The sequence below is a fragment of the Pseudomonas jessenii genome (assembly GCF_002236115.1).
Classification (GTDB): Bacteria; Pseudomonadota; Gammaproteobacteria; order Pseudomonadales; family Pseudomonadaceae; genus Aquipseudomonas; species Aquipseudomonas jessenii.
Genome location: NZ_NIWT01000005.1, coordinates 71,946 through 88,976, shown reverse-complemented (window position 1 = coordinate 88,976; position 17,031 = coordinate 71,946). Strand labels below are relative to the sequence as shown.

The 17,031-nt window shown below is 60.0% G+C and carries 16 protein-coding genes; 9 read left to right on the top strand and 7 right to left on the bottom strand.

Annotation, left to right across the window (positions count from 1 at the left end; translation table 11 throughout):
• The first annotated feature begins 83 nt into the window (after positions 1-83).
• The 5 genes from PSJE_RS17170 (at position 84) to PSJE_RS17150 (ending at position 7,874) form a co-directional block, all read left to right on the top strand.
• A complete protein-coding gene (locus PSJE_RS17170) occupies positions 84-380 on the top strand; it encodes a pyrroloquinoline quinone biosynthesis protein PqqE (protein WP_090451779.1) in 297 nt (98 codons plus the stop codon).
• Positions 381-656: 276 nt separating this feature from the next.
• Complete coding sequence (locus tag PSJE_RS17165; protein WP_057713032.1) at positions 657-2,462, top strand: phenylacyl-CoA dehydrogenase; 1,806 nt, start codon at positions 657-659, stop codon at positions 2,460-2,462.
• 195 nt (positions 2,463-2,657) lie between these two features.
• On the top strand, positions 2,658-3,950 hold the full coding sequence (locus tag PSJE_RS17160) for a GGDEF domain-containing protein (protein ID WP_057713033.1): 1,293 nt from the start codon (positions 2,658-2,660) through the stop codon (positions 3,948-3,950).
• A gap of 85 nt (positions 3,951-4,035) precedes the next feature.
• Positions 4,036-5,832: an acyl-CoA dehydrogenase C-terminal domain-containing protein gene (locus tag PSJE_RS17155; protein WP_090451777.1), complete on the top strand. Its 1,797-nt coding sequence runs from the start codon at positions 4,036-4,038 to the stop codon at positions 5,830-5,832.
• Between the two features lie 263 nt (positions 5,833-6,095).
• Positions 6,096-7,874, top strand: coding sequence for an acyl-CoA dehydrogenase C-terminal domain-containing protein (locus PSJE_RS17150; RefSeq protein ID WP_090451775.1), 1,779 nt, complete (start codon positions 6,096-6,098; stop codon positions 7,872-7,874).
• A 227-nt stretch (positions 7,875-8,101) separates the two neighbouring features.
• On the opposite strand, the gene PSJE_RS17145 is transcribed toward PSJE_RS17150, so the two are convergent.
• Positions 8,102-9,031: a LysR family transcriptional regulator gene (locus PSJE_RS17145; protein ID WP_057713036.1), complete on the bottom strand. Its 930-nt coding sequence runs from the start codon at positions 9,029-9,031 to the stop codon at positions 8,102-8,104.
• A gap of 170 nt (positions 9,032-9,201) precedes the next feature.
• On the opposite strand from PSJE_RS17145, the gene PSJE_RS17140 reads away from it, so the two are divergent.
• The 4 genes from PSJE_RS17140 (at position 9,202) to PSJE_RS17125 (ending at position 11,648) form a co-directional block, all read left to right on the top strand.
• Positions 9,202-10,485 carry an aspartate aminotransferase family protein gene (locus PSJE_RS17140; RefSeq protein WP_090451773.1) on the top strand — a complete coding sequence of 428 codons (1,284 nt, stop codon included), beginning with the start codon at positions 9,202-9,204 and terminating at the stop codon, positions 10,483-10,485.
• Positions 10,486-10,736: 251 nt separating this feature from the next.
• On the top strand, positions 10,737-11,093 hold the full coding sequence (locus tag PSJE_RS17135; protein ID WP_057713038.1) for a type II toxin-antitoxin system RelE/ParE family toxin: 357 nt from the start codon (positions 10,737-10,739) through the stop codon (positions 11,091-11,093).
• Positions 11,086-11,406: a helix-turn-helix domain-containing protein gene (locus PSJE_RS17130; RefSeq protein ID WP_046039442.1), complete on the top strand. Its 321-nt coding sequence runs from the start codon at positions 11,086-11,088 to the stop codon at positions 11,404-11,406. Before PSJE_RS17135 ends, PSJE_RS17130 begins: the two co-directional genes overlap by 8 nt.
• A gap of 83 nt (positions 11,407-11,489) precedes the next feature.
• Positions 11,490-11,648 (top strand): YqaE/Pmp3 family membrane protein, encoded by a 159-nt coding sequence (locus PSJE_RS17125; protein WP_003228885.1) that lies wholly within the window; start codon positions 11,490-11,492, stop codon positions 11,646-11,648.
• Between the two features lie 141 nt (positions 11,649-11,789).
• On the opposite strand, the gene PSJE_RS17120 is transcribed toward PSJE_RS17125, so the two are convergent.
• From PSJE_RS17120 to pqqA, 6 genes are all read right to left on the bottom strand, one after another.
• A complete protein-coding gene (locus PSJE_RS17120) occupies positions 11,790-13,616 on the bottom strand; it encodes a S9 family peptidase (protein ID WP_090451771.1) in 1,827 nt (608 codons plus the stop codon).
• On the bottom strand, positions 13,582-14,754 hold the full coding sequence (gene pqqE / locus PSJE_RS17115; protein ID WP_090451770.1) for a pyrroloquinoline quinone biosynthesis protein PqqE: 1,173 nt from the start codon (positions 14,752-14,754) through the stop codon (positions 13,582-13,584). Before pqqE ends, PSJE_RS17120 begins: the two co-directional genes overlap by 35 nt.
• Positions 14,726-15,001, bottom strand: a complete 276-nt coding sequence (pqqD, locus tag PSJE_RS17110; RefSeq protein ID WP_090451769.1) for a pyrroloquinoline quinone biosynthesis peptide chaperone PqqD — start codon at positions 14,999-15,001, stop codon at positions 14,726-14,728. The genes pqqE and pqqD overlap by 29 nt, the downstream gene beginning before the upstream one ends.
• Positions 14,998-15,750 carry a pyrroloquinoline-quinone synthase PqqC gene (gene pqqC / locus PSJE_RS17105; protein ID WP_007993179.1) on the bottom strand — a complete coding sequence of 251 codons (753 nt, stop codon included), beginning with the start codon at positions 15,748-15,750 and terminating at the stop codon, positions 14,998-15,000. Before pqqC ends, pqqD begins: the two co-directional genes overlap by 4 nt.
• 124 nt (positions 15,751-15,874) lie before the next feature.
• On the bottom strand, positions 15,875-16,786 hold the full coding sequence (pqqB, locus tag PSJE_RS17100) for a pyrroloquinoline quinone biosynthesis protein PqqB (protein WP_090451766.1): 912 nt from the start codon (positions 16,784-16,786) through the stop codon (positions 15,875-15,877).
• A gap of 81 nt (positions 16,787-16,867) precedes the next feature.
• A complete protein-coding gene (gene pqqA / locus PSJE_RS17095; protein WP_003444522.1) occupies positions 16,868-16,942 on the bottom strand; it encodes a pyrroloquinoline quinone precursor peptide PqqA in 75 nt (24 codons plus the stop codon).
• Positions 16,943-17,031: the final 89 nt, after the last annotated feature.

The following is a 17,031-nucleotide window of genomic DNA, read 5'->3' as shown; positions in this document are numbered from 1 at the left end:
GCCATTAGTGTTTTTGTCGAGTGTTTTACCGGCCACTCTGCTTCAATGGGCACTATTGATCCTTTGAAAGGACGAGCTCTCCCTTGGAAATCTCAGGAAACACCGCTTTTTATGCCGGTCTGAGCACTCTTCAGACAGGGCAGAACCGTGTCGATCAAGCCGCCGGGCAGATCGCCAACACGACGATCGAGCGCTCGGTCACCAGCCAGTCCTCCGAGGCGCAGGTCGATCGTCTGCGATCGGTTGATCGCAGCCGGCAATCGGACCTGGCCAGCAATGTGGTCGAAATGGCCCAAGGCAAATTTCAGGTCGAACTGGGCGCCAAAGTCGCCAAGGCATCCGACGAAGTGCTCGGAACGCTGATCGATACTTTCGCCTGATCCTCATTGAATCCGTCTCTCCAACGCCGCGCCTGTTCGCGGCGTTTTTCTGCGTAAGTCCTTCTCACTCAACTAATCTTTTCTGCATGGTGGCTCGCTCGGTCAATGTCCGTCGTGCGGTTGCGCGCAGATGCGCCTGATCGGCGGTGACGAATGGAAAAAGATCGACGCTTGACAAGATTTGGGCGTAAACGTATGTTTCAAACAACTGTTTGATCGCAACAACAAATCAATGCGGTCGTTCATTCCCGGTTACATCAGCAGAGGTTTATCGCTATGCCTGACTACAAGGCCCCCTTGCGTGATATTCGCTTCGTTCGTGACGAGCTGCTCGGTTACGAAGCGCACTATCAGAGCCTTCCGGCTTGTGCCGACGCAACTCCGGACATGGTTGACGCCATTCTTGAGGAAGGCGCCAAGTTTTGTGAGCAGGTACTGGCTCCGCTGAACCGCGTGGGCGATCTCGAAGGCTGCACCTGGAGCGAGTCCGGCGTTAAGACCCCGACTGGCTTCAAGGAAGCCTACAAGCAATTCGTCGAAGGTGGCTGGCCAAGCCTGGCTCACGACGTAGAGCACGGCGGCCAAGGCCTGCCGGAGTCCCTGGGTCTGGCCATCAGCGAAATGGTTGGCGAGTCCAACTGGTCGTGGGGCATGTACCCAGGCCTGTCGCACGGTGCGATGAACACCATCTCCGAGCACGGCACCCCTGAGCAGCAAGAGGCTTACCTGACCAAGCTGGTTTCCGGCGAGTGGACGGGCACCATGTGCCTGACCGAGCCGCACTGCGGCACCGACCTGGGCATGCTGCGCACCAAGGCCGAGCCTCAGGCCGACGGTTCCTACAAAGTTTCCGGCACCAAGATCTTCATCTCGGCCGGTGAACACGACATGGCCGACAACATCGTCCACATCGTGCTGGCTCGCCTGCCGGATGCACCGGCTGGCACCAAAGGCATCTCGCTGTTCATCGTTCCGAAATTCATGCCGAACGAAGACGGTTCGATCGGTGCGCGCAACGCCGTGTCCTGTGGTTCCCTGGAACACAAAATGGGCATCCACGGCAACGCTACCTGCGTAATGAACTTCGACGGCGCTACCGGTTTCCTGATTGGCCCGGCGAACAAAGGCCTGAACTGCATGTTCACCTTCATGAACACCGCACGTCTGGGTACCGCGCTGCAAGGCCTGGCCCACGCTGAAGTCGGTTTCCAGGGCGGCCTGAAATACGCTCGCGACCGTCTGCAGATGCGCTCGCTGACTGGCCCGAAAGCGCCGGACAAAGCCGCTGACCCGATCATCGTGCACCCTGACGTACGCCGCATGCTGTTGACCATGAAGGCATTCGCCGAAGGCAACCGCGCGATGGTTTACTTCACCGCCAAGCAGGTCGACATCGTCAAGTACGGCGTGGACGAAGAAGAGAAGAAGAAAGCCGACGCACTGTTGGCGTTCATGACTCCAATCGCCAAAGCCTTCATGACCGAAGTCGGTTTCGAATCGGCCAACCACGGCGTGCAGATCTACGGCGGCCACGGCTTCATCGCCGAGTGGGGCATGGAGCAGAACGTCCGCGACAGCCGTATCTCGATGCTGTACGAAGGCACCACCGGTATCCAGGCACTCGACCTGCTGGGCCGTAAAGTGCTGATGACCCAGGGCGAGGCTCTGAAAGGCTTCACCAAGATCGTCCACAAGTTCTGCCAGACCAACGAAGGCAACGAAGCGGTTCAAGAGTTCGTCGCTCCGCTGGCCGCATTGAACAAGGAATGGGGCGAGCTGACCATGAAGGTCGGTATGGCCGCCATGAAAGATCGCGAAGAAGTCGGCGCGGCCTCCGTGGACTACCTGATGTACTCCGGTTACGCCTGCCTGGCCTACTTCTGGGCCGACATGGCGCGCCTGGCTGCCGAGAAACTGGCTGCCGGCACTTCCGAAGAGGCGTTCTACACCGCCAAGCTGCAGACTGCGCGCTTCTACTTCCAGCGCATCCTGCCGCGTACCCGCACTCACGTCGTAACCATGCTGTCGGGCGCCAACAACCTGATGGACATGAAAGAAGAGAACTTCGACCTGGGCTACTAAGCCTTAGCGAAGTGCTTGAAAAAGCCGCTGCTCCTTCGGGAACAGCGGCTTTTTTGCTTTAAAGGTTGGCGGTGGAAAATGTTTGCAACGCCCTTTGAAAAATACCTCAGTAATTCACTCAGTAACTCGGGCGTCCTGCCGTTACAGTGGTTGGCACATTGCCATCTATTGATTTGACGGGTCGGAGCTTTACCCTTGCCGCGCTCATCTGCTGTACGTTTCAGTCATTTCCTGCCGTCATTGCTGCTGTTGGTGGCGGGGCTTGCGGCTGCTTACATCAAGGATCTGAACGTCTTCTTCACGTCGCTGTTCAACGTGCTGCCCACCCTGGTGTTGTTGCTCGGTGGCGCCTATTGCGCGGTGTACCGACGCCAGCGTGAACTGTTTCTGATGGTCACGGTGTACATCGCCTACTTCCTGCTCGACACCCAGACCGACTATTACCGCGACAACGGCAAGGTGCGTGACGACGCCGCGGTAGTCTTTCATTTGTGTTGCCTGCTGCTGCCTCTGCTGTTTGGCGTGTTCGCGGCGTGGCAGGAACGCACCCATCTGTTCCAGGACATGGTGGCGCGTTTCGCGGTCTTGTTGGCGGTCGGCAGCGTGGCGCTGGGGCTTGAGCAAAGTTATCCACACGCGCTGCTGATCTGGCTGTCGGAGATTCGCTGGCCTGCCTTGCATGGCGCCTGGATGAGCCTGATCCAGTTGTCCTATCCGGTGTTCATCGCTGCGTTCCTGTTGCTGGCCTGGCAATACTGGCGCAACCCGCGACCGCTGCATGCCGCGCAATGGGTGGGGCTGCTCGGGTTGTTCTGGATGTTGCCGAAAACCTTCATCCTGCCGTTCACGCTGAACATCATGTGCAGCCAGGTGATGCTGATGATCGCAGCCGCCGTTGCCCACGAGGCCTATCAAATGGCGTTCCGCGACGAACTGACCGGGCTGCCGGGCCGTCGCGCGTTGAATGAACGCATGCAACGGTTGGGGCGCAACTACGTGTTGGCCATGAGCGACGTCGACCACTTCAAGAAATTCAACGACACCCACGGCCACGACGTCGGCGACCAGGTGCTGCGACTGGTGGCCAGCAAGCTGTCGAAAATCGGCGGTGGCGGTAAGGCGTATCGCTATGGCGGCGAGGAATTTGCCCTGGTGTTTGCAGGCAAGACCCTCGAAGAGTGCATGCCGCACCTGGAAGTCATCCGCGAGTCCATCGCCACTTACAACATTCAGCTGCGCAATCAGGAAAACCGCCCGCAGGACGATAGTCAGGGGCGCCAGCGGCGTGCCGGTTCCGGTGCGTCGAGTGTGTCGGTGACGGTCAGTATCGGCGTTGCCGAACGGATCGAACAACGCACCCCCGAAGAGGTGCTCAAGTCCGCTGACCAGGCGCTCTACAGCGCCAAGGGCGCCGGGCGCAACTGCGTGATGGCGTTCGGGCAGAACCGCCGTGGCGCCGTGCGCATGGACGCCGCTACGGTTGAGTGATGATGGCGCATTCAGCGAGCGCAAAGTGATTGTGAGGCGTGGTCGGCAGCAGTAGGTTGGAGAAATCTGCCGACGGAGAATGACCATGCCCGAGTACAAAGCTCCCTTGCGCGACATGCGCTTTCTGATCGACCACGTCTTCGACTTTCACAGTAACTACGCCGCGCTGGGGGCCACCGATGCCAGCCCGGACATGGTCAATGCGATCCTCGAAGAAGGGGCGAAGTTCTGCGAAAACGTACTGTCGCCGCTGAACCGCAGTGGCGATGAAGAAGGCTGCCATTTCGACAATGGCGTGGTCACGACGCCCGCAGGCTTCAAGCAGGCATTCGCCCAATATGTCGAGGGCGGCTGGCATGGCTTGGCGGCGGATCCGGTTTACGGCGGTCAAGGGTTGCCGATCTCTCTGGGTCTGGTGATCAGCGAGATGGTGGCTTCCAGCAACACCTCATGGGGCATGTACCCCGGACTGACCCACGGTGCGATGTCGGCGATCCACGCCCATGGAACCGAGGCGCAAAAGCAGACCTATTTGAAGAAGCTCACCGCTGGCCAATGGACCGGCACCATGTGCCTGACCGAAGCCCATTGCGGCACCGACCTGGGCATCATCAAGACCCGCGCCGTGCCTGCGGCCGATGGCAGCTATGCGATCTCCGGCAGCAAGATCTTCATCTCCGCCGGCGAGCACGACATGAGCGCCAACATCATTCACCTGGTACTGGCCAAATTGCCGGACGCACCGGCCGGAACCAAGGGCATTTCACTGTTCATCGTGCCCAAGTACCTGCCCGATGCGACGGGGGAAGCGGGCGAGCGCAACGGCGTGTCCTGCGGCTCGATCGAACACAAAATGGGCATCAAGGCCTCGGCCACCTGCGTGCTGAACTTCGACGAGGCCAAGGGCTTCCTGATCGGCGAGCCGAACAAGGGCCTCAACTGCATGTTCACCATGATGAACCACGCGCGACTGGGCACCGGCATGCAAGGGCTGTGTCTGGGGGAGGCGAGCTTCCAGGGCGCGATCAAATACGCCAACGACCGTTTGCAGATGCGCTCGCTGACCGGCCCGAAAGCGCCGGAAAAGGCCGCCGACCCGATCATCGTGCACCCCGATGTGCGGCGGATGTTGCTGACCATGAAAGCCTTCAACGAGGGCAACCGCGCGCTGACCTACTTCACCGCACAGTTGCTCGACGTTGCACACCTGAGCCCGGACGAAACGGCGCGCCGGGATGCCGAAGACTTGCTGGCGTTCCTCACGCCAATCTGCAAAGCCTTCATGACCGACACCGGGCTGGAGGTGACCAACCACGGCATGCAAGTGTTTGGCGGTCACGGGTTCATTCGTGAATGGGGAATGGAGCAACTGGTACGCGACTGCCGGATCGCGCCGATCTATGAGGGCACCAACGGCATTCAGGCGCTGGACCTGCTCGGGCGCAAGGTACTCGGCAGCCAGGGCAAACTGCTGCGTGGCTTCACCAAAATCGTCCACAAGTTCTGCGCGGCGAACGCCGAACATCCACAACTGGCCGGGTATGTGGCGCAGCTCAATCAACTGAACCAGCAGTGGGGTGAATTGACCACCAGGGTCGGTATGGCGGCGATGAAAAACCCGGACGAAGTCGGTGCTGCGTCGGTGGATTACCTGATGTACAGCGGTTACATCATCCTCGGCTACCTGTGGTTGCGCATGGCGCTGGTGGCTCAGGCGCAGCTCGATGCGGGCAGCGGCGATGGCGATTTCTGCCGGGGCAAACTGGCGACCAACGAGTTTTACTTCAAGCGTCTGTTGCCGCGCACTGCCGCTCATCGGGCAGCCGTCGAAGCAGGTAGCGATTGCCTGATGCAACTGCCTGCGGAGCTATTTGCGCTCTGACACCTACCCTGTAGGAGCGAGCTTGCTCGCGATGGTCGTGAACGATAACGCGTAAAACCAGATGCCCAGTGGCGCCTTGGGGTTTTTCGCGAGCGAGCTCGCTCCTACAGTTTTATCCGTTCACTCCCGCCTACGGTAATGACTAAAAATAACAAAACGGTCATGAGTTGACCCTATGTGTCGCAAAAGTTGTTGAGGTACACTCCGACCCAACGAAAACACTCTTCCTGTGAATCACCTGTATAGATCTTGCGAGGTTTGCCATGGCTGACTACAAAGCGCCCCTGCGCGATATGCGCTTCGTCCTCAATGAAGTTTTCGAGGTCGCCAAACTCTGGGCCGAACTGCCTGCACTGGCCGAAACCGTCGATGCAGAAACCGTCGAAGCCATCCTGGAAGAAGCCGGCAAAGTCACCAGCAAAAGCATCGCACCGCTGAGCCGTGCCGCTGACGAAGAAGGTTGCCATTGGGCGGACGGTGCCGTCACCACGCCGGCAGGTTTCCCACAGGCCTATCAGACCTACGCTGAAGGCGGCTGGGTCGGTGTCGGTGGTGATCCGTCCTATGGCGGCATGGGCATGCCCAAAGCCGTTTCGGCCCAGGTCGAGGAAATGGTCAACTCCGCCAGCCTGTCGTTCGGCCTGTACCCGATGCTGACCGCCGGTGCTTGCCTGTCGATCAACGCCCACGCCAGCGAAGAACTGAAAGCCGCGTACCTGCCGAACATGTACGCCGGCATCTGGGCCGGTTCCATGTGCCTGACCGAGCCGCACGCCGGTACCGACCTGGGGATCATCCGCACCAAGGCCGAGCCTCAGGCTGACGGTTCCTACAAGGTCAGCGGCACCAAGATCTTCATCACCGGTGGCGAACACGACCTGACCGAAAACATCATCCACCTGGTGCTGGCCAAGCTGCCGGATGCACCGGCGGGGCCGAAAGGCATTTCGCTGTTCCTGGTGCCGAAGTTCATGGTCAATGCCGATGGCAGCCTGGGCGCACGTAACCCAGCCAACTGCGGTTCGATCGAACACAAGATGGGCATCCAGGCGTCCGCTACCTGCGTGATGAACTTCGATGAAGCCGTGGGTTACCTGGTCGGCGAGCCGAACAAGGGCCTGGCGGCGATGTTCACCATGATGAACTACGAGCGTCTGGGCGTCGGTATCCAGGGCCTGGCCACGGGCGAGCGCTCGTACCAGAACGCCGTGGAATACGCCCGCGACCGTCTGCAAAGCCGTTCGCCGACCGGCGCGCAGAACAAGGACAAAGTGGCTGACCCGATCATCGTCCACCCGGACGTGCGGCGCATGCTGCTGACCATGAAAGCCTCGAACGAAGGGGGCCGTGCGTTCTCCACCTACGTGGCGATGCAACTGGACACCGCCAAGTTCAGCGAAGACGCCGCCACCCGCAAGCGCGCGGAAGACCTGGTGGCGTTGCTGACCCCGGTGGCCAAGGCGTTCCTGACCGACCTCGGCCTGGAAACCACCGTACACGGCCAGCAGATCTTCGGCGGCCACGGTTACATCCGTGAGTGGGGCCAGGAGCAACTGGTGCGTGACGTGCGCATCACCCAGATCTACGAAGGCACCAACGGCATCCAGGCGCTGGACCTGGTCGGGCGCAAGATCGTCGGCAGCGGCGGGGCGTTCTACAACCTGTTCGCCGACGAGATTCGCCACTTCACAGCGACCGCCAGCGCGGATCTCGCGGAGTTCACCAAGCCGCTGAACGACGCCGTGACCTCCCTCGATGAACTGACCGCGTGGTTGCTGGACCGGGCGAAGAGCAATCCGAACGAAATCGGCGCGGCGTCGGTCGAGTATCTGCAGGTGTTCGGCTACGTGGCCTACGCCTACATGTGGGCCCTGATGGCCAAGGCGGCATTCGGCAAGGAAGCGCAAGACGATTTCTACGCCAGCAAACTGGGCACGGCGCGCTTCTATTTTGCCCGCCTGCTGCCGCGCATTCACTCGTTGAGCGCGTCGGTGAAGGCCGGCAGCGAATCGTTGTTCCTGCTGGATGCGGGACAATTCTGATGAAGTAACGTTATGTAAGCATTCTCTTACATAACGTGCTGCTGTTCTCCCATAGATGCAAATTGGATCCAGAGCTAATCTACTTCTCATGGACGTAGCGCAGGAAGCGCAAAGCAACAACAGGGACACGTAGGATTCTGCCAGGACGGCGGAGTGAAATGGATGTCAGGGAAACAGTCTGCAAAGCCCCGCTTCGGCGGGGTTTTCTTTTGCCTGAAGAAAAGTTTTCAGCTTGGCCCATCCAGAGCCTGCGCGCTGTTCAAGCGCCCGTCCGGGCCATTTATCACTTCTTCCAGCAATGTCCGCAGCAATGCCAGCGAGGCCTGCTGCCGTTGCACATCCCGACACACTAAACCGACTTTCAGCGGCACTCGCGGTTCGCTCAGGGGTTTCCACAGCAGTTCGTGGTTGCCATGGGTCTTTTGCGAACGACCGGGCAGTACCGTCGCCAGGCGCGTGTGGGGCAGGCTGTCGAGGATGCCGGCCATGTTGTTCAATTCGGCTTGCACCTGTGGGCGACGTCCGAGGCTTGTCAGCTGTGCCTGCCAGATCTGCCTGATCTGAAACTCTTCGCCCAGCAGCAACATCGGCAGTTCGGCAGCCTGACTCATGGACACCTTCTTGAATTCACGCAGCGGATGCTCCGCCGGGATGACCAGGGTCAGTTCGTCTTCGTACAGCATCACGCCATGCAAGCCAGGCTGGCGGGGTGGCAGGTAGCTGATGCCGATATCCAGAGAACCGTTGAGCAGTCGCCGCTCGATTTCCAGGCCGGTCAGTTCGTAGATCTGCACCACCAGATGCGGCTGCGCCTTGCGCACCCGCTCGAGCATCTGCGGAACGAGGCTGGTGTGCACGGTTTGCAATACACCGATGGCCAGGGTGCGCAGCGCCTGACCCTTGAAGTTGCCGAGCGCTTCCCGTGCCCGTTGCAGGCCATCGAGCAAAGGCAGGGCATGGTTGTACAGCGTGTGGGCCGCGAGAGTCGGCAACAGGCGTTTGCTACTGCGCTCGAACAGGCTCACATCGAGGTTTTGCTCGAGGTGGCGGATTTGCTGGGACAGCGCCGGCTGGGAGATGGACAGGCGCTCGGCGGCCCGGCCCACGTGGCCTTCTTCATAGACCGCGACGAAATAACGCAGTTGCTTGAAATCCATAAGTATTACTTATCGAAAATGCTGGGAAATCGAAATGGCTGAACGCCTCGCCTGAGCCTAGTCTAACCGCATTCACAGGGCTTACAGGGCCACAGAGCGCGATGAATACCCTTTGCTTCGATGGTATTTACATAGGTAAGGCAAAAAACCTCAAAAAGGTTTTTTTTTAGATGAATCTGTTCAGTCTGCGCCGCAGTCCTCCCAGTCTTGATGATCTGGTCATGGACGCCTCCCTGCCATCCCAAGGCGTTAACCTTTCCAGCGAGTACTTGATGCCCAGTGTCGAGCGGCCAAAACAGGTGTTTGTGCGTGGCCAGGGTTCATGGTTGTGGGACAGCGATGATCGTGCGTACCTGGATTTTTCCCAGGGCGGCGGGGCCAACAGCCTCGGTCATAGCCCTTCGGTACTGGTCAATGCAATCACAGCCCAGGCTCAGTCGCTGATCAACCCAGGTTTTGGTCTGCATAACCGCAGCATGCTCAGCCTCGCCGAACATTTGTGTGCCAGCACCGGCAGTGACCAGGCCTACCTGCTCAATACCGGCAGCGAAGCCTGCGAGGCGGCGATCAAACTGGCGCGTAAATGGGGTCAACGGCATCGCGGCGGTGCGTCGCGAATCATTGTGGCCAACAACGGTTGCCACGGCCGGAGCCTGGCGACGATTTCGGCGTCGGACAGTTCGACATTGGCCAACCGGTTCGAGCCGCAATTGCCAGGCTTCAGTCGTGTTCCGTTCAATGACCTGCCAGCGTTGCATGCGGCCGTGGATGAACGGACCGTAGCGATCATGCTTGAGCCGATCCAGAGCGAAGCCGGCGTGGTCCCGGCCACCGTGCACTATCTCAAGGGCGTTGAACGCCTGTGCCGTGAACTCGGCATTTTGCTGATCTTCGACGAAGTGCAAACCGGCATCGGCCGTTGTGGCACCTTGCTCGCGGAACAGTCCTGCGGCGTCACGGCGGATATCGTCGTGCTCGGCAAAGGCTTGGGAGGCGGCGTGCCATTGGCCGCGCTGCTGGCGCGGGGCAAGGCTTGCTGTTTCGACATTGGCGAGTTGGCGGGTACTCATCACGGTAATGCGTTGATGACCGCGGCGGGGCTTTCGGTGCTCGATACCGTGCAGGACAAGGCTTTCCTCAAGCACGTCGCAGAGGCCGGTCAACACCTGCGTGAAGGGTTAGGGCGTTTGGCCCATCGTTACGGTCTCGGCGAGTTGCGCGGACAAGGGCTGCTGTGGGGGCTGACGCTGTCGGACGACTCCGCTGACGCGGTGGTCAAGGCCGCGCTGTACGAAGGCTTGCTGCTCAATGCCCCGCAACCCGACTGCCTGCGCTTTACCCCTGCGCTAAACGTCAGCAACGCCAACATCGATGAAATGCTCCTGCGCCTGGCGCGCGCCTTCTCCCGAGTGCGAACCGCACAATTGCAGTGCCGCAAAGGGATTGCCGTCTGATCAGACGCGCCCTGCACACATTCCAGAACCGTCTCGCGGTAATACGCACGCCCCACGCCCGATACTTTTGGCGTGGGGCGTTTTTTTGTGGCCGGTTTTTTCCAAAGGCAGTTTCGGCTTGAGCGGTTAACACATTAATGGCTTTCTAGCGTGCATCGGCAGGGAGTGCCGGTGCCAGCGAAACGGTGTTGCTGTCGCGTTGGTTTTGATTCCTATACCACTGAGTGGTATGTTTTATGGAAGGGATGCCCATGTCACCAAGGCTGTTCAAGACAAAGCGCTTCGCAATGCAGGCTGCCAAGGCCTGGATCGGTGATGACGAGCTCAGGGAGGCATTCACCGAAATGCTCAATGGTCAGGCTGACAATTTGGGTGGCGGGGTCTGGAAGAAGCGCTTGAATGCCAACCGCCATCGCTCGATTATCCTGGCCAGGGGCGGTGCTCATTGGGTCTATCAGTTTCTGTACGCAAAAAAAGATCAGAGCAATATCAGTCCCAGGCATTTGCTCGACTTGCGAGAGTTGGCCAAGACATATGGTGGACTGACCGAAATGGAAATTCAGCAATTGCTGGATGCAAAGGAGTTTGTGGAGATACTAAATGAGTAAAAAATTCAAAAGTGAGCTATCGGAGTCGATCCACGAATCGGCCAGTGCCTTGTACGCCATAGGTGCAATCAGCAAGGCGACCATGCGTGAGTTCGATGAATCCTGTCTTGCAAGAGTGCCGGATGCGATTCCCGCGCAGGAGATCAAGGCACTGCGCGAGCGCAACAATGTCAGCCAACCGGTGTTCGCGCGCTACCTGAACACCAGTGCTTCCACGGTCAAGCAATGGGAAGCAGGGGATAAGCACCCCAGTGGCATGGCGTTGAAGTTGCTGAGTATCGTGCGCAAACACGGTCTGGAGATACTGGCCTGAGGAATCGGGCTGAACCCTGACAAACGGCACAGGTCGATTAGCTGTAGGGCTCGAGCGAGCCCACCCCAATCAGGAGCTGCCCCATGGACTTTATTCGCATCATCATCGCCATCCTGTTGCCGCCACTGGGTGTGTTTCTGCAAGTAGGATTCGGCGGGGCGTTCTGGCTGAATATTCTGCTGACGTTGTGCGGTTACATTCCAGGGATCGTGCATGCGGTGTACATCATTGCCAAGCGCTGAGTCGAGTGTCGGCAGGTAGATCGCCTTCGCGAGCAGGCTCGCTCCCACATTCGACCGAGTTCTCCCAAAGGAACGCGATTAATTGTGGGAGCGAGCCTGCTCGCGATTGAGGCGCCACCGTTTCGGTAATGAACGCAGGCTTCAGTCCACTGAATCCATCACCCGCCGATAAAACAACCACTCCTGCTCCAGCGCATGGGCCTGGTTACCGGCCTTGCGAAAGCCATGGCGTTCATCGGCGTAGTAATGCGCTTCGACCAGGATGCCGTTGTCCTGCAGTGCCGTGACCATGTCGCGGGTCTGTTGCGGGACGACCACGGCATCCAGTTCTCCTTGAAAGAAGATCATCGGCACGCGGATGTTGCCGGCATGCAGCAGCGGCGTGCGGGCGGCGTAGCGTTCGGCATCCAGTTGCGGATCGCCGATCAGCCAATCCAGATAGTCGCTTTCGAATTTGTGGGTCGCGCGCCCCAGCGCCACCGGGTCGCTGACCCCATACAGGCTGGCGCCGGCGCGGAACACGTTGTGAAAGGCCAAGGCGCAAAGGCTGGTGTAGCCGCCAGCGCTGCCGCCGCGAATGAACGCCTGGTCGCCGTCGATCAAGCCTCGCTGCTTGAGGTAACTGACCACGGCGCAGGCGTCTTGCACATCAACATCACCCCAGCCCAGGTGCAGTGCCTGGCGATAGGCCCGGCCATAACCGCTGCTGCCGCGATAGTTGAGATCAGCCACGGCGAAGCCCCGCTGTGCCCAGTACTGGATACGCGGATCGAGCATCGGGTAACACGCCGAAGTCGGTCCGCCATGGACGAACACCACCAATGGCGGTTTCGCCTCGCCGGTCATCGCCGGGTAGAAGAAGCCGTGTGCTTCGCCTGAGCCACTTGGGTAGCGCAAGGTTTGCGGGCGGCTGATCTGTTCGGGAGCAAGCGGTGCGATGCCGCCGGCCAGCACTTGCACTTGCCGGCTCTGACGGTCGATGGCGATGACGGCGGCTGAACTGACGGGCGACGCCGCGATGCAATAGATGAACTGCTCATCCACGGCGAGATGGCGGAAGCGGCTGTAGTCGCCGGTAAAGTCGGCGCTGAAGTCGCCGCCTATGCCCAGTCGGCCAAACCCGCCCTCGGTCCAACTGGCCAGATAACTGTTGTCGCTCAGCGGCAACCAGGTGCTGCCGCCGAGTTGCCAGGGCGCGGGGCCATGGTCGGCGCTGGCACTTGGCAATGGGCTCAGGCCTTTTTCAGACTCTTTCCATGGCTGCCAGTAACCCGCGCGATCCGTCAGGCAATACAGGCGACCGCCGGCATCAAACCGCGGTTGCTGCACAGACTCTTGAATGCCGTCGCCCGCCACACAACGGGCCTCGGCAAAGCCGCCGTTGGCGAGGCGCTCGGCAACCATCAAGCGGGTCGCTGTCCATGGCTGATCCGGGCGACTCCACTCGATCCAGGCCAGGCGCCGGGCATCAGGGCTCAGCGTCGGTGCCGCGTAGAAATCAGCACCCTCGGCCAGCAAGTGACGTGCGCCATCCAACAGATCGATCGCCACCAATCGGTGTTGATCGCGGTGCTCCTCGACCGCCAGCACTTGCCCGTTGGCGAACTGCAGATCGCCATAACGGCACGCTCCGGACGTCAGCCTTTCGGGCGCTTCGTCTTGCAGTGATTGCCGATACAACTGCTGGTCGGCCTCATTGACGAAAACGATTCCATCGTCCGTCAGACAAAACGCTCCACCGCCATATTCGTACACCCGACTGCGCACGCTGAACTCTGGTGGTGTCAGGCATTTCGCTGCGCCGTCACGCCAATGCCAGATCCGGCACGCAGCGTCTTCGGGGCGGTATTCGTTCCAGAACAGGCCCTGTCGACCGACCTGCAGTTCGGCAAAGTCGATACCGGCGGCCACGGCTTTGGCAGCGCTGAAAGGTTCAGCTTTTGGCGATGAGGCGTGAGTTTCGTTCATTGCGAAAGGCCAGTTGGTCGATGGTCTGGGTCGCGTGCCCGGCTTCTTCGCGAGCCTTGAGGATCACGCCGTGTTGTGGCGACTTGCTGCATACCGGGTCGGCATTGCTTGCATCGCCGGTGAGCATGAACGCCTGGCAGCGGCAGCCGCCGAAGTCTTTTTCTTTCTCGTCACAGGAGCGGCACGGTTCGGGCATCCAGTCGTACCCGCGAAAGCGGTTGAAACCGAACGAGTCGTACCAGATGTGCTGCATGCTGTGGTCGCGCACGTTGGGAAACTGCACCGGCATCTGTCGGGCACCGTGACAGGGCAGGGCGGTTCCGTCTGGCGTGACCGTCAGGAAAATACTGCCCCAGCCGTTCATGCAGGCTTTCGGGCGTTCTTCGTAATAGTCCGGCGTGACGAAAATCAGCTTGCACGGATGCCCTTCGGCTTCCAGTTTTGCGCGGTATTCGTTGGTGATGCGTTCGGCGCGCACCAATTGCTCCCTGGTCGGCAAAAGCCCAACGCGATTGAGTTGCGCCCAGCCGTAGAACTGGCAGGTGGCGAGCTCGACGAAGTCCGCTTCCAGTGCGATGCACAACTCGATGATGCGGTCGATCTGGTCGATATTGTGCCGATGGGTGACGAAGTTCAGCACCATCGGATAACCGTGGGCCTTCACCGCCCGGGCCATTTCCAGTTTCTGCGCGAAGGCCTTTTTCGAGCCGGCCAGCAGATTGTTCACCTGCTCGTCACTGGCCTGGAAGCTGATCTGGATGTGATCGAGGCCGGCCTTCTTGAAGTCGCTGATTTTCTGTTCGGTCAGGCCGATGCCGGAGGTGATCAGGTTGGTATAGAAACCCAGCTTGCGCGCTTCAACGATCAGCTCTGCGAGGTCCTGACGCACCAGCGGTTCGCCACCGGAAAAGCCAAGCTGCGCGGCGCCCATTTCCCGCGCTTCACGAAACACCTTGATCCACTGCTCGGTGCTCAGCTCTTTGCCTTGCTCGGCGAAATCCAGCGGATTGGAGCAGTATGGGCATTGCAGCGGGCAGCGATAAGTCAGCTCGGCGAGCAGCCACAGCGGCAAGCCGACCTCGGGTTTGGGCGGTACTTGCCTTGATGAATCAGGCAAGTTCGATCCAGTGCTGCGCACGGGCAACCTCCATGAATTGCTCGATGTCGTCTCCGAGTTCGGGCACGCCGGGAAACTGTCGGTCGAGCTCATTGATGATGGCCGCGACATCCCGTTCACCATCAATCAAACCGCCGATCAGCGCGGCACTCTCGTTGAGCTTGATCATGCCTTCCGGGTACAGCAGCACGTGGCCTTTTTGCGCCGGTTCGTACTGGAAGCGGTAGCCGGGACGCCAGGTCGGGGTCTTGCTGCGATCGAAACTCATAAGGTGATTCCTTTGTGCCAGACCCGTTCCCCGGTCACGCTGTGATACGGCGGGCGTTTCAGTTCGTAGGCCATGCTCATGGCATCAAGCATGCTCCAAAGAATGTCCAGTTTGAACTGGAGAATTTCCAGCATGCGCTCCTGGCCTTCACGGGTGGTGTAGTGCTGCAACGTGATCGCCAGACCATGCTCGACATCACGCCGTGCCTGGCCCAGGCGCGTGCGGAAATACTCGTAGCCGGCCGGGTCGATCCATGGGTAGTGCTGGGGCCAACTGTCCAGGCGCGATTGGTGGATCTGCGGGGCGAACAGTTCGGTCAGCGAGCTGCTCGCGGCTTCCTGCCAACTGGCGCGGCGGGCGAAATTGACATAGGCGTCCACGGCGAAGCGCACGCCGGGCAGTACCAGCTCCTGTGAACGCAGTTGGTCCGGGTCGAGGCCCACGGCCTGGCCCAGGCGCAGCCAGGCTTCGATGCCGCCGTCTTCACCGGGCGCACCGTCGTGGTCCAGCAGGCGTTGAATCCACTCGCGGCGGATCTCGCGGTCCGGGCAGTTAGCCAGAATGGCCGCGTCCTTCAGGGGGATGTTCACCTGATAGTAGAAACGGTTGGCGACCCAGCCCTGTATCTGTTCGCGGGTGGCCCGGCCTTCGTACATCGCCACGTGATAGGGGTGATGGATGTGGTAGTAGGCGCCCTTGGCGCGCAGAGCCGCTTCGAATTCGGCGGGGGACATCGGGGTGTCAGTCATTGCGGTTCTCCGGGGAACAACCAGGATATGTGTTGCTGCTGCCGGCCTCATCGCGAGCAAGCTCGCTCCCACAGGGGAATGCGGTCAACTGTGGGAGCGAGCTTGCTCGCGATAGGGCCATCCGCTACAGCACAATACTCATACCGTCATACGCCACTTCAACCTGACGCCGATCCAGTTCCGCGCGTTCTGGCGAGTCTTCATCGAGAATCGGGTTGGTGTTGTTGATGTGGATAAGTACTTTGCGCTGGTTGGGCAATTGCTCAAGCACTTCGAGCATGCCACCGGGGCCGCTCTGCGCCAGGTGTCCCATCTCGCGACCGGTGCGGGTGCCGACGCCGCGACGCTGCATTTCATCGTCATCCCACAACGTTCCATCGACCAGCAGGCAATCGCTGCCGGCCATGATTTCCAGAAGCCCTTCATCCACCTTGCCCAGGCCCGGTGCGTAGAACAGTTTGCCGCCGGTGTTGAGGTCTTCGACGATCAGGCCGATGTTGTCGCCCGGATGGGGGTCGAAGCGGTGTGGTGAGTACGGCGGCGCGGCACTGCGCAACGGCAGCGGGGTGAAGCGCAGGTTCGGGCATGCCGGTACGCTGAAGCTCTGGTCGAGTTCGATGCGATTCCAGGTCAGCCCGCCATTCCAGTGGTTGAGCATGGTGAACAGCGGAAACCCGGTGCTCAGGTCTTCATGGACCATGTCGGTGCACCAGACCTGATGCGGGCACCCTTCGCGCAACATGAGCAGGCCGGTGGTGTGGTCGATCTGGCTGTCCATCAGGATGATTGCGCCGATCCCGGTATCACGCAGGGCGCGGCCCGGCTGCATCGGGGCGAAGCCCTGGAGTTGGGCGCGGATGTCCGGGGAGGTGTTGCACAGCACCCAGTTCACGCCGTCATCGGAAATCGCGATGGACGATTGCGTCCGCGCCTTGGCCCGCAGGCTGCCGTCGCGAAAGCCCGCGCAGTTCACGCAGTTGCAGTTCCACTGGGGGAAGCCGCCGCCGGCAGCGGAACCTAGAATCTGGACAAACATGGACGCTCCATCATTTCAACGCTGAAAATAAAACGCCTCGGATAACCGAGGCGTTGTGCTGCATCTCTGCCAAAGCTGAGATTAGCGGCTTGCGAAGTACATGGTGACTTCAAAGCCAATACGCAGGTCGGTGTAAGCCGGTTTGGTCCAGGCCATAAATTGAACTCCTTCAGGTAGGGTAGGACAGCGCTATCTATAGGTATAGTCCACCTCAAATCAGAGAGGTTCCAGATAGTTAGGTTGCT